Below are 12,981 nucleotides of genomic sequence, written 5' to 3' on the forward strand. Positions count from 1 at the left end.
GAAGGAACGATGATAACAGAAAAGCCTCACCGTCCGTATTATCAACAGACCGTTGATGAAACCCTGACAAATATCCAATCCAGCCTCGACGGACTTAGCAGTACAGAAGCCACCGCCAGGCTGGAAAAATACGGTGAAAATGCCTTACCGCAAAAACCGGGTAAACCTGGCTGGCTGCGCTTTCTGGCCCATTTCAACGATGTCCTTATTTACGTCCTTCTGGCGGCGGCGCTGCTGAAGCTGATAATGGGACACTGGGTGGATATGTTTGTCATTCTTGGGGTAGCCATTATTAACGCCCTGATTGGCCATATTCAGGAGAGCAATGCGGAGAAATCGCTGCAAAGTATTCGCAATATGCTCTCCAGCGAGGCTGTGGTCATCCGGCAGGGCAACCATGAAACTATCCCGACGACAGCGCTGGTGCCCGGAGATATCGTCGTGATACGCGCCGGGGATCGCATTCCTGCCGATCTTCGCGTGACAGAGGCGCACAATCTGCGGGTGGAAGAAGCTATTCTCACCGGCGAATCCACGGTAGTGGAGAAAAGCAGCGATGCGCTCCACGGGGAGTTGCCGTTAGGCGACCGTTACAACCTGCTTTATTCTGGCACCACCGTCAGCTCCGGCGCGGGAAAAGGGCTGGTGGTGGCGACCGGTGGGGAGACCGAACTCGGCCATATCAACCAGATGATGTCAGACATTGAAAAACACCGTACCCCGTTGATGGTGCAAATGGACAAGCTCGGCAAGACCATTTTTATCACCATTCTGGTAATGATGCTGGCGCTGTTCGTTTTCAGTCTTATCTTCCGTGATATGCCCGTATCAGAGCTGGTGCTGTCGTTGATTAGCCTTGCGGTAGCGGCGGTGCCGGAAGGATTACCGGCCATTATCTCGATCATCCTCTCGCTGGGCGTGCAGGCGATGGCGCGTCGCAAGGCGATTATTCGCAAGCTGCCTACCGTGGAAACGCTGGGGGCGATGACGGTTATCTGCTCGGACAAAACCGGCACCCTGACCATGAATGAGATGACGGTAAAAGCGGTGATTACCGCGGACACCACCTACCGCGTGGAGGGAGACAGCTACGAGCCGGTGGGTACTATTCACCCCGTTGACGATCCGACACCGGTCACCGTGAACCCGGGATCTGTGCTGGAGCGCTATCTGCGCACAGTCGATCTCTGTAATGACAGCCAGCTGATCAAAGATGAGCAGGGGCTGTGGAAAATCACCGGCGGGCCTACCGAAGGCGCGCTGAAGGTGCTGGCGGCCAAAATTCCTCTTCCGGCAATTGACGCCGAATTGCGCAGTAAAATCCCATTTGATTCGCAATATAAATACATGTCCACCCTCTATCGCCTGGGCGACGAAGAGGTGATGTTAATCACCGGTGCGCCGGACGTCCTTTTCCGTCTTTGCCAGCACCAGCAGACCCAAAACGGGCTGGAGCCGTTCAACCTGCACTACTGGGAAGAGAAGATTGAAGAGTATGCGCGCGAGGGATTGCGCATGGTGGCTGCGGCCTGGAAACCGGCCGCCAGCGGGCAGCGCGAGCTGACGCATGCGGATCTGCAAGAAGGGGTCATACTGCTCGGCATTGCGGGCATGATGGATCCCCCGCGCCCGGAAGCCATTTCGGCCATTGCCGACTGCTTGCAGGCGGGCATTCGCGTGAAAATGATTACCGGGGATCATCCACAAACGGCGATGAGCATTGGACAGATGCTGGGTATTGGCAACGCGGCGAGCGCCATTACCGGGCGCGAGCTGGAGGCGATGGACGATCACCAGCTGAGCGAGGCGGCGCAAAAATACGATATCTTTGCCCGCACCAGCCCGGAAGATAAATTCCGCCTGGTGCAGGCGCTGCAAAGTAAGCAGGAAGTGGTCGGAATGACCGGGGACGGGGTGAACGATGCGCCGGCGCTGAAGCGGGCGGATGTCGGCATCGCGATGGGGATCAAAGGTACTGAAGTCACCAAAGAAGCCGCCGATATGGTGTTAACGGATGATAACTTTGCCACCATTGCCCGGGCGGTCCATGAAGGGCGTCGGGTCTACGACAACCTGAAAAAGACCATTTTGTTCGTTATCCCGAGCAACATCGCCCAGGCCTTGCTGATCATAATTGCCCTGCTGGCGGGAAACCTGATCCCATTAACACCGGTACTGATCCTGTGGATGAACATGGCAACCTCGGCAACGCTGTCGTTTGGCCTGGCGTTTGAAGCGGGTGAGAAGGACATCATGAACCGGCCGCCGCGTAAGTCTAACCTGCATGTGATGGACGGGTATGCCATCTGGCGAGTGGTGTTTGTCGGCCTGATGATTGCCATCAGCGCCTTTGTGCTGGAGGCCTGGCTGCAACCTCGCGGCTACTCGCCGGAGTTCATCCGCACCGTGTTGCTGCAAACGCTGGTCACCGCCCAGTGGTTTTACATGCTCAACTGCCGCGTCACCGACGGCTTCTCCCTGGGTAAAGGTCTGCTGGCTAACAAGGGAATATGGATCGTGAGCGGCGTACTTCTCGCCCTTCAGCTTCTGATCATCTATGCGCCGTTCATGCAAATGCTGTTCGGTACCGAAGCGCTACCGTTCCGCTACTGGATCATCACCTTCCTGATTGGGTTTGCGATGTTCATGATTGTTGAAGCAGAAAAAGTCCTTACCCGGAGATGGCGCACGACGAAAAGATGACTGAATGGGTAGGCTAAGCCTGCCCACCGGCAGGCTTTCTCTTTGACTGAGTACAGAACACTATGATTCGATTTGCCTCATTCGTTTTTACGCTTGGTATTCTGGTTCCCGCTGCATCTGCTGTAACCTACCCCCTCCCTCCCGAGGGCAGCCGCCTGGTGGGGGCACCGATCACCATCACCGTGCCTGAGGGCAATACTCTGCCGCTCGAAGCGTTTGCAGCGCAGCACGGACAGGGGTTGAGCAATATGCTGGAAGCCAACCCGGGGGTGGATCCGTTTTTACCGCGAGCCGGAACACAGCTGGTGGTACCCCAGCAGCTTATTCTGCCGCCAACGGTGCGCGAGGGGATTGTGGTGAACGTCGCGGAAATGCGACTTTACTATTATCCACCCGGCAGCAACACGGTTGAGGTGCTGCCTATTGGCATCGGTCAGGCCGGGCGCGAAACGCCGCGTAACTGGGTAACCGCCGTTGAGCGCAAACAGGAAGGCCCAACCTGGTCACCCACGCCAAATACGCGACGCGCTTACGCGAAAGAGGGGAAAACGTTGCCCGCGTTCGTTCCCGCCGGGCCGGATAACCCGATGGGGCTGTATGCCCTCTATATCGGCAGGCTGTACGCGATCCACGGTACCAACTCAAATTTCGGCATTGGTCTGCGCGTCAGCCAGGGCTGCATTCGCCTGCGTAATAACGATATCAAATACCTGTTCGATAACGTTTCGGTGGGGACGAGGGTACAGCTTATCGATCAGCCCTTAAAGGTGACCACCGAGCCGGACGGTAGCCGTTGGGTAGAGGTTCACGAGCCGCTGTCACGCAATCGCGCGGAATTTGAATCGACAAATAAGGTGCCGCTGCCCATTTCAGCCGCACAAAGGACGCAGCTAATTAGTGAAGGGGCGGGCGCTGAGCTGGAACGGCGGTCGGGGATGCCGGTGAAGCTTGCTATGCCCGGTGGCGCTGCGCTTACCGGGCCTACAGGACCGTAGGTCGGGTAAGGCGAAGCCGCCACCCGACAATTTTACCGAACGCAGAATGTAGGTCGGGTAAGCGCAGCGCCACCCGACAAACTGACCGAACGCAGAAAAGCAAAAAGCCTGCTTTAAAAGCAGGCTTTTCAAATTTGGCTCCTCTGACTGGACTCGAACCAGTGACATACGGATTAACAGTCCGCCGTTCTACCGACTGAACTACAGAGGAATCGTGTGAACGGGGCGCATATTATCGACCTGCGTACGCCTTGTCAAAGGATGGATCGCCGACTTTGAACTGTTTGCTGACAAAACCAGCAAAGTGACGTTTTTGCCAACGGAATGCACCATTATTGTGCAGATATACCCCGAATGGGGCAGATCGGAAACCGTTGTCCCCGTCTCAAAACAGGCACCAGTGATTGGCTTTCCTTATTTTCAGCCGCTTAGCAGCGACATACACCCGCTGCAAAAAACTGGCATCCATATTGCAAAACCTGTTTAACAACACAGCCGTTACCGGCACGCTATTTTCGAACAGGGGGCAACATGAACTTAAGACGACTGAAATACTTCGTAAAAATCGTCGATATCGGCAGCCTGACCCAGGCGGCTGAAGTGCTGCATATCGCGCAGCCTGCGCTGAGCCAGCAGGTCGCGACTCTGGAAGGCGAAATGGACCAGCAACTGTTGATCCGCACCAAGCGCGGCGTAACGCCTACCGAAGCGGGAAAAATTTTATATACCCATGCCCGCACGATCCTGCGTCAGTGTGAACAGGCGCAGCTGGCCGTGCACAATGTGGGTCAGACCCTGAGCGGCCATGTCTCCATTGGCCTGGCGCCGGGAACGGCCGCATCGTCTGTCACCATGCCGCTGCTTCAGGCGGTGCGCGCGGAGCTACCGGAAGTGCTGGTTTATCTGCATGAGAACAGTGGTTCCGTGCTCAATGACAAACTGCTCAACGGTCAGCTGGATATGGCGGTGCTGTACGATCGCTCCCCGGTTGCCGGGATCACCAGCCAGCCGCTGCTGAAGGAAGATCTTTACCTGGTCGGTACCCGTGATTGCCCCGGCCAGAGCATTGATTTAACCGCTGTGGCAGAGATGAACCTGTTCCTGCCGCGCGACTACAGTGCCGTGCGTGTGCGCGTTGACGAAGCGTTCTCGCTGCGCCGTCTGACGGCCAAAATTATCGGCGAGATTGATTCCATCTCCACGCTGACTGCCGCCATTGCCAGCGGCATGGGTGTAACGGTTCTGCCCGAGTCTGCCGCACGTTCACTGTGCAGCGCGGCGAACGGCTGGATGGCCCGCATCACCACGCCATCCATGAGCTTACCGCTGTCGTTGAATATGTCCGCGCGCGGCTCCCTGTCACCGCAGGCGCAGGCGGTGAAAGAGATCCTGATGTCTCTGGTCAGTAAGTCGTCGCTGGAAAATCGCGAGCTGCAACTCGTCAGCTGATATTCCAAATAAGCATAAGATGCTGGTTTTTATTATTTGTTCTCCAGCCCGCCTGACTCTAACAATAGCCTTATGTCAGATGCGCCGGAGTGAATTGTGAATTTCCAGCAACTTAAAATTATTCGTGAGGCGGCCAGGCGGGATTACAACCTGACCGAAGTCGCCAATATGCTTTACACCTCTCAGTCGGGCGTCAGCCGACATATCCGCGAGCTGGAGGAGGAGTTAGGCATTGAGATTTTTATCCGTCGCGGCAAGCGCCTGCTGGGTATGACCGAGCCAGGCAAGGCATTGCTGACCATCGCTGAGCGCATTCTCAACGAGGCCAGCAACGTTCGTCGGCTGGCGGATCTCTTTACCAACGACGCTTCGGGTGTGCTGACTATCGCCACCACCCATACACAGGCGCGTTACAGCCTTCCGACGGTTATCAAAGCATTTCGTGAGATCTTCACGGACGTACGTCTCGAACTGATCCAGGGCACGCCGCAGGAAATTGAAGTGCTGCTGCATAACGGTGGGGCCGATATCGGTATCGCCAGTGAACGGCTGAGCAATGACCCGCTGCTGGTGGCGTTCCCGTGGTTCCGCTGGCACCACAGCCTGCTATTACCCGCCGAACACCCGCTGAACCAGGTTTCACCGTTGACGCTGGAAGAGATCGTCAAATGGCCGCTTATCACCTACCGGCAGGGCATTACCGGGCGTTCGCGCATAGATGAAGCGTTCAAGCGTAAAGGGCTCACGCCGGACGTGGTGCTGAGCGCGCAGGATTCCGACGTGATCAAAACCTACGTCGAGTTAGGGCTGGGGATTGGCCTGGTGGCCGAGCAGTCTGGCGGAGAATATGAGGACGGTAATCTGGTGCGTCTGGATACACGTCATCTGTTCGATGCGAACACCGTCTGGCTCGGGCTGAAGCGCGGGCAGCTTCAGCGTAACTATGTGTGGCGTTTTATCGAGCTGTGCAATGCGGGGCTCTCCGTAGATGAGATCAAACGCCAGGTGATGGAGCCGGAAGAGGTGGCGATTGATTATCAGATTTAGTTTTTGCCCGGCGGCGCATTGTCTGCCGGGAACGGTAAGAGTGGCTCTAAGTCTTCCTGGGTGATGCGTGTACCGAGTTAAATAAAATAATGCCATCCATAAATGAATGGCATTATTATTTTATTCCTTAATGGCTAATTCCTTTTAGACATATTTAAAAAGTGTATCCGGCAGTTAAATAGTAGGCCCACCCCGTAGAGTCTATACGGGTAATCTGCCCTTTGCTATTATATGCTTTACTGCCTTCTTCAAATTGCCCACCATGATAGAAATAACGAAGGGTGGCGCCATAGCTCCAGTGAGAGTAAACTAAGCTGAGGATATGGGTAGAAACTATTGAGTCATTAGTACGGGAGTAAAAGGGTTGCTCGCCACCTGATTCGTCTTTTAAGTCTGAGCCAAAATCAAAATTGGTGAAACCGATGTAATTTAGCTTGCCGCCAAACAGTGTAGTTAAAGGAATAGCATATTTTAATTTAAAGCGATATCCATCCCATTCGTTTTCGTTGGCGGCGTTATAATTATTCCCCTGGTATTTAGCGTAGATGTTTGCAGATAAAGTCATCGGTAATCCCGTATCAATATCCGTCCCAATTCCCATATACCAGGTACTTTGACGCTGTCCTTCGTTAGTACCCGCATCATAAATATAGTTGTTAGCAAAATACCATTCTTTAAATGGACCAACGCTCAAATCAAGTCCCGTTAATTTGTCGATGCTAAAACGTGGCTCTATTTCTGTAAAGAATGGCGAGCCATTGTCCCAAATACCAATGTCGTTGTCATTTCCCAAACCAAAAAATTTAGGTAAATCCGCATAGCCGTAAAAATCAAACCAATCCACATGTGCCCACGCACGGTATTCTGGATAGAGATCGGACCTTTTTTGTGGCCCAAAGCGAGTAGAGTTGCTGCCGACTATATTAATGCTTTGATGCCACCAGTCTGATAGATATTCATTATTACCAGAGTCCGCAAACGCAATCAAGGGGAGCATTAACAATGCGCCTGGTAAAAGATATTTCATTTTTTTCATGCGTGTATTTCCTTTAATGGGAGTATGTTGAAAAGCGAGTGGTATTTAAAATACATGTCAGTATTTAATCACTTCTTGTTTAATTCAATTTGCTGCGCTTACATCAGTCACCCTCATTTCATGATCGGGTTTAACTGGGCTATGCGCCTTCACATAATCAATAATTGAATCGGCAGAGGTAGTGCTGTTAATAGTTTTAATATTTTTCCCTTTTAAAAATGCTTCAAATCCATCGCCACCTGTCGCACAAAATGAGTGTGTAGCAACCCGATATATCCTGGTCGGATCTATGGGTTGATTATTGACAGTGAATTTAATGAGACGTTTGCCCAGCGGTTTTGTACTGTCATAGACAACATGAACGCTTTTTGATACTTGCAAAATACCATTGGTGAGATTAGTCGCATGGATCATTAAATCGGTGAGATCTTTTCCGGAAAGATCCATTTCAACCAGGTCATTATTAAACGGGAAGGTGGTAATAACATCGCCGTAGGTTAAATTTCCCTGTGGGAAATCAGCACGTATCCCTCCGCTGTTTTGTAATCCAACGACGGCATCCGGCACTTTTGCCATCATGGCATCAATTATCAAATTACCGACGGGTGATGATTCCCCATATGAACGCGTAAAGTGCGCCGTTGTCGAACCAATAACCTGGCCAGTGATTTTTTTCAGACTGGCATTCCACTCATCAATTTTAAGCTGAACTTTTGGATCAGGTTTATATTCATCAGCAAATACAGTGATTAATTCACCTTTGTAACGCACAATTTTCTTCGTCTGAGGGTTAAAATCCAATACTAATTTACCAATGTCAGTACCATAGGCATCCGTTGAAACAATGAGAGTGTCATTAACTTTAATCGGTTCTGGCGTCCCTACATGGGCATGGCCTGTGATTAATACATCAATACCCTTAAATTTCTTCGCGGTATCGATATCAGCTTGTAGCATTCTGGCTACGTCTTTGTTTCCATAGCTTGACTGGCGCGCTGGCGTACCTTCATGAATAAGCAGCACGATGATATCCACTTTACCTTTTAAGGCATCAAGCCCTTTTTGAATATAAGGCTCTTCATCACGCGCCTCTGAACCAGCGTAAGCCTTAGCTGCAATCGTGTCATAAAATGCAAATTTCTGATGTACCCCGATTACGCCAATTTTGATGCCATCTTTTTCGACAACCGTCCAGGGGGTATTCCAGACGGGCTTTTCACTGTTGGTATAAAAAACATTACCTAACAAAATGGGGAAGTGTGCTCTTGATAACTGCTTAACCATGTTATCAACGCCATAGTCAAATTCGTGGTTTCCCACTGACACAGCATCAAAGGGCATGGTGTTCATGATATCAATAATGGCTTCGCCTTTGGTCAGGGTACTTATATAGGGCCCGGTAAAGTAATCACCTGCATCAAAGAAAAAAACATCTTTACTTATTTTCTTAGCATCATTGACGATGGTCGCTATATTCGCAAAACCTCCTACCAGACGTTCTTTGTCAACGGTGGGTAGTTTCCCAGGGGAGACATGAGCATGTAGATCGTTGGTATAGTAAATTGTTACATCTTTTGCATGAACTGAGGCGGTTAACGTTGCGAACCAACATAACGTAATCAGGCTCAGCTTTATATTTTTCTTCATAATCAATTCCCTTGAAAAAAATAATAGCTTGAAAAGGGTCCATGTAGAGGTATGAACCCTTAAACGTTTATTTTATTTCAATGCATTCAGCACCAATGCGGCGCCAAAAGCCTGTATGGTAAGAACCTTTACTTTTTCACATCAGCAACGCGCATGCCTTTGAGCTGCTCATCTGTAATAGTGTTGCCCGCTTTGAAGTAATCGATCACGGCATTAGAAACGTAGTAACCGCCTGTTGTATTACGCGCTTTACCCTCGGTAAAGGTGGTAAAACCATCGCCGCCGTCAGCAAGGAAGCTCTGAGTGGCAATGTGGTAGACTGTCGCATCCTCAATCGGCTTGCCATTAAGGGTAAATACGACGACCCGCTGACCGATTGGTTTACTGCTGTCATACTTCACCTCCAGGCCTTTTGAAACCTGCAAGACGCCATTACTTAAACTTGCGGCATGTTCCATCAACGTGCGTAATTGTTTACCCGTAAGATCCATCGTGGCCAGCTCGTTAGGGAAGGGGAACGTACTGATGACGTCACCCATCGTAATTGCGCCCGACGGGATCTCATTGCGAATGCCGCCCGAGTTGGTCAAGGCTAGCTGAGTATTTTTACCCGCAGCCACCAGTAGAGCGTCCGCAGCCAGATTACCCAGCGGGGCTGATTCACCATACGCGCGCGTCAACTCAACCGGCGACTGCGCCACCGTTTGTTGAACTACTTTATCCAGTTTCTTATTCCAGCCGTCTATAACCTGTTTCGTTTGCGGATCGGGCTTCCACTCATCGGCGTAAATGGTTTTAAGCTCAAAATTTTTCATCGTAAACTGATGCGGCTTCGTGTAGTCCAGTACCAGTTTCCCCACATCAATGCCGCCGCTGTCGGTCGAGAGGATCAGCGTATTGCCAACTTTAATCGGTTCCGGCGTACCGACATGCGCATGTCCCGTAATCAGAATATCCAGACCTTTCACCTGGCTTGCAGTTTGAATATCTTTATCCAGTGCACGTCGTACGTCGGTCCCTCCCATACTGGACTGACGCGCCGGTGTACCTTCATGGACCAGCAATACGGTCAGGTCGACTTTGCCTTTCAGTTCATCCAGATAGCGCTGTAACCACTTAATTTCATCCCGCGCTTCAATGCCTACGCGCGTTGCCGCGGAGACGGTATCATTGAAGGCAAACACGCCGTGCAAACCAATGACGCCAATTTTCACGCCATCTTTTTCGACGATGGTATAAGGTTTATCCCAGAATAATTTGCTGCTGTTCTCATAGAATATGTTGCCCTGTACGACAGGGAATTTCGCCTGGCTTAGCTGTAATAATGTATTATCCCAGCCATGATCAAATTCATGATTACCTATCGTTACAACATCAAACGACATGGTATTCATAATATCAATAATTGCTTTTCCCTTCGTTAAGCTACTAATATAAGGGCCAGTGAAATAGTCACCTGCATCAAAAAACCATGTCGCTTTACTTTTTGATTTTTCCTCTTTTACCAGAGTAGTGATATTCGCCCAGCCACCAATATCCCGTTTGCCGTCAGCAATCCATGGCACTTTATAAGGTTCTACATGAGCATGGAGATCATTGGTATAAAGGATGGTGACATCCTTAGCGCAGGCCCAAAATGGTAGCGTCGTCAGAATACCCGCAGCGATTAACTTTATCTTCATAAGTCGTTCCTTTCAGTCATATAAAGATTCGCTACTTTACGTTCTGAAAGGATTTTTTATGCGAACCTGCTCACACACTTATGCAAGAGTTATGCGGCAAAATCACCGACCCATTCAAATCGTTGGTGATTAATATTGATTCTGTTTACGATTAATACCTGTAAATCGTTTGGTTGCCGTAATTTAGGGCTGCCAGTATCAGCATCTGAAGATTACAGTTGGCCAGACTACAGGCTGGGATATCCAGCATTGCACTGCCGGGCATGTGGGAGTTATCCCCCTCTGTTTAATGAACAACAATTTAATGAATGGCTTTTTTCTTGCTTAAGCGCCTATGCCTTAGAAAACGGTTATTTTTGCCCTGAATGTTATTGCCCGAAAACTATTTGTTATGGTTATAACCCACGGGGGACACAGCGCGTTCAGTGCCGCGCCTGCAAAAAAGTCTGGACACCCAAACAGCAAAAGCAAAGAAAAATAGTGTATCCAGAACGTATTGAAACTGTGTCACTGGTTGTACCGTTCCAGGGGAGAATTGCAGAACAGAAATTGTATGTCCTGATCAGTTTTGATGCCATCCGCGGTAATATTATTCATCTCTCTACTAATTTTACTGAGCATCAAAGTGGGGAAACATTACGTTATCACTGGAAGGGAAATATCGAGCCTGATTTGCATCACGCTGATATTGTAAAACGCGTTGATATGCGAGAGACACAGTTTCTGCGTCGGAGCCAGTTCGATGAAATACAGTATGGAAGCGCGGCTCTGAAATGTAACGCCAGAGGTTCGATTGTGCGCCCGGTGATAGCGGCTCACGGGCATTTTCGAATACTGAATCTCCTCTTTCCTGAGGTAAAGATGCATGTTATTTCACACGAATGCTTTCTTCGGGGAGCAGTCATTACCGCCTGGGCAAATTTGTTTCGCCTGGGGCAAGGTGAAATGTGGTTTATAGAAGAAGAAATCAACGATAATGATAGTGATATACCCTGGAATTTTCAGAGAACGTCACAGCATGGCTGGTGGCAAAGTCAGTGGCAGCTTTGGGAGCAGGGAAAAAACCGTAAGATGGTTTGCCCATTAACAGGGGGGGATAGCAGTAACGCTAAAAGGCTCTCTTTAACGGCCAGCAGGTGCTTTATCAACTGGCTATATAAACAAACGCATTTTAGTCGCAGCGCGCAACTATCCGCAGGGCGGGTGACGCAAATACTACTTTCCCTGGCGCAAGACTATAACGATAAATTTACATTAGCGCCTTCAGGTATGAATAATGGCTCAATCTTTTCGGCGATGAAGTCATGACCTGTGCGCTTCGTATATAGCATCAAGGGGTCATGGCTCGACATGACCCCCTATTAACATATGCAGTGATCAATTGCATCTGTTCCAGATTGTTACATCATTTGATTAATTTGCATAAATAGATGCCGCAGTGATGACGTCAGTAAGCTCCGTTTCATTAAATAATCTTGCACGGTAGGCCTCCCCAGGGTATTGAGGAGCGCCATCAGATAAAGAAATCACATCATAGATAGAGGCAACCATATTACCGTCTACGTCACTGATAAAGAATGAGCGCGCATGGCAGGTAAAAATAGTGAAATAATCACCATGATCAAACACGCCTCCCATAAAGTCGGTCCATTGGAGGATAGGCGTCGTTGGGAGTTCAACAGGCGCATGAATCTCAACAGCGGTGCCTGCTGCTAAGTCGACCGCATAGAACAGAATGCGGGCTGGATCTGTTTGATAGGGGTCCGACGTCGCTGCGTCATTTATCGGACGAATAACGGGGTTGCCATTTTCATCTACGCAAGATCGGTTATCGAACACTGATAAGACAAATTTTCCTGCGGTAGGATCGATACTGGCAGAAAAAGCACTATTATTCGTGATGCACACCGTATGGGCACCATTTTCAAAATGAGTAATACCCGAATTATCAATATGAATAGTCGCTTGTTTTGCCGGGAACTGAGGGTTGAAATTACCTGTGTCGATTGCCCACAAGATACTGCCATCAACGATAGAGATACCAAAAGTTGTACTCGTTGTGCGAGAATGGACAATAATGGCTTCTTCGTTATTTGGGCTGCTTGCAATCCATGTAAGAGAGTTAAAATGGACATCATTAGGCGTATTGTTATTCAGAATTTGATGATGGGTCTTTCCATGGCAAAACAATTACCTCCATAGGGTATATAAGTAAAAAACTTTAGCTCTTGATGAGATTATTTTTCCTGGTCTAACGATTTGCTTTTGCTATGCGATAAATAATAAACGTTGAGCAATCCCGTTTTGTGATGAATATCACACGGAATGTAATTAATAGTTTTTGCCGATCGATATTTGATGGATGATAGTTATGTGTTATTAATATTAATGATTCTATTTATTAGTGGAATATATAACAGGG

At 49.5% G+C, this 12,981-nt stretch carries 9 protein-coding genes and 1 tRNA gene; 5 read left to right on the plus strand and 5 right to left on the minus strand.

Annotated elements, in window-relative coordinates; genetic code table 11:
- Window positions 1-9: 9 nt before the first annotated feature.
- Window positions 10-2,703 (plus strand): cation-transporting P-type ATPase, encoded by a 2,694-nt coding sequence (locus tag SK62_RS07345; RefSeq protein WP_048249374.1) that lies wholly within the window; start codon window positions 10-12, stop codon window positions 2,701-2,703.
- Between the two features lie 62 nt (window positions 2,704-2,765).
- Window positions 2,766-3,698, plus strand: coding sequence for a L,D-transpeptidase (gene ldtA, locus SK62_RS07350; RefSeq protein WP_015572412.1), 933 nt, complete (start codon window positions 2,766-2,768; stop codon window positions 3,696-3,698).
- A 135-nt stretch (window positions 3,699-3,833) separates the two neighbouring features.
- Here the strand turns inward: ldtA and SK62_RS07355 are convergent.
- Window positions 3,834-3,909, minus strand: a tRNA-Asn gene (locus tag SK62_RS07355).
- Between the two features lie 320 nt (window positions 3,910-4,229).
- Between SK62_RS07355 and nac the strand changes: the two genes are divergently transcribed.
- The gene (gene nac, locus SK62_RS07360) at window positions 4,230-5,147 is read left to right on the plus strand and encodes a nitrogen assimilation transcriptional regulator NAC (RefSeq protein WP_048249376.1); all 918 of its coding nucleotides are present in this window, start codon (window positions 4,230-4,232) and stop codon (window positions 5,145-5,147) included.
- A gap of 96 nt (window positions 5,148-5,243) precedes the next feature.
- Entirely contained in the window at window positions 5,244-6,194 is a 951-nt protein-coding gene (cbl, locus tag SK62_RS07365) for an HTH-type transcriptional regulator Cbl (protein ID WP_047718254.1), read from the plus strand.
- 154 nt (window positions 6,195-6,348) lie between these two features.
- Here the strand turns inward: cbl and SK62_RS07370 are convergent, their stop codons facing one another.
- The 3 genes from SK62_RS07370 to SK62_RS07380 all read right to left on the minus strand — a co-directional run bounded on the left by SK62_RS07370 (window position 6,349) and on the right by SK62_RS07380 (window position 10,559).
- The gene (locus SK62_RS07370; RefSeq protein ID WP_047718252.1) at window positions 6,349-7,230 is read right to left on the minus strand and encodes a nucleoside-specific channel-forming protein Tsx; all 882 of its coding nucleotides are present in this window, start codon (window positions 7,228-7,230) and stop codon (window positions 6,349-6,351) included.
- Between the two features lie 84 nt (window positions 7,231-7,314).
- Window positions 7,315-8,877, minus strand: coding sequence for a bifunctional metallophosphatase/5'-nucleotidase (locus SK62_RS07375; protein WP_047718250.1), 1,563 nt, complete (start codon window positions 8,875-8,877; stop codon window positions 7,315-7,317).
- Window positions 8,878-9,005: 128 nt separating this feature from the next.
- Entirely contained in the window at window positions 9,006-10,559 is a 1,554-nt protein-coding gene (locus tag SK62_RS07380; RefSeq protein ID WP_047718249.1) for a bifunctional metallophosphatase/5'-nucleotidase, read from the minus strand.
- Between the two features lie 132 nt (window positions 10,560-10,691).
- Here SK62_RS07380 and SK62_RS07385 point away from each other — a divergent pair, with 132 nt between their 5' ends.
- A complete protein-coding gene (locus SK62_RS07385) occupies window positions 10,692-11,867 on the plus strand; it encodes a cytoplasmic protein (protein ID WP_131646173.1) in 1,176 nt (391 codons plus the stop codon).
- 105 nt (window positions 11,868-11,972) lie between these two features.
- On the opposite strand, the gene SK62_RS07390 is transcribed toward SK62_RS07385, so the two are convergent.
- Entirely contained in the window at window positions 11,973-12,749 is a 777-nt protein-coding gene (locus SK62_RS07390; protein WP_226879424.1) for an aryl-sulfate sulfotransferase, read from the minus strand.
- Window positions 12,750-12,981: the final 232 nt, after the last annotated feature.

Origin of the sequence: Enterobacter sp. BIDMC109 (assembly GCF_001037885.1) — a bacterium.
Classification (GTDB): Bacteria; Pseudomonadota; Gammaproteobacteria; order Enterobacterales; family Enterobacteriaceae; genus Enterobacter; species Enterobacter hormaechei_C.

Excerpts from the sequence above, each read along its gene's own strand:
- SK62_RS07345 (WP_048249374.1), top strand. The coding sequence starts at position 10 with ATGATAACAGAAAAGCCTCACCGTCCGTATTATCAACAGACCGTTGAT.
- ldtA (WP_015572412.1), top strand. The coding sequence starts at position 2,766 with ATGATTCGATTTGCCTCATTCGTTTTTACGCTTGGTATTCTGGTTCCC.
- nac (WP_048249376.1), top strand. The coding sequence starts at position 4,230 with ATGAACTTAAGACGACTGAAATACTTCGTAAAAATCGTCGATATCGGC.
- SK62_RS07370 (WP_047718252.1), bottom strand. The coding sequence starts at position 7,230 with ATGAAAAAAATGAAATATCTTTTACCAGGCGCATTGTTAATGCTCCCC.
- SK62_RS07375 (WP_047718250.1), bottom strand. The coding sequence starts at position 8,877 with ATGAAGAAAAATATAAAGCTGAGCCTGATTACGTTATGTTGGTTCGCA.
- SK62_RS07380 (WP_047718249.1), bottom strand. The coding sequence starts at position 10,559 with ATGAAGATAAAGTTAATCGCTGCGGGTATTCTGACGACGCTACCATTT.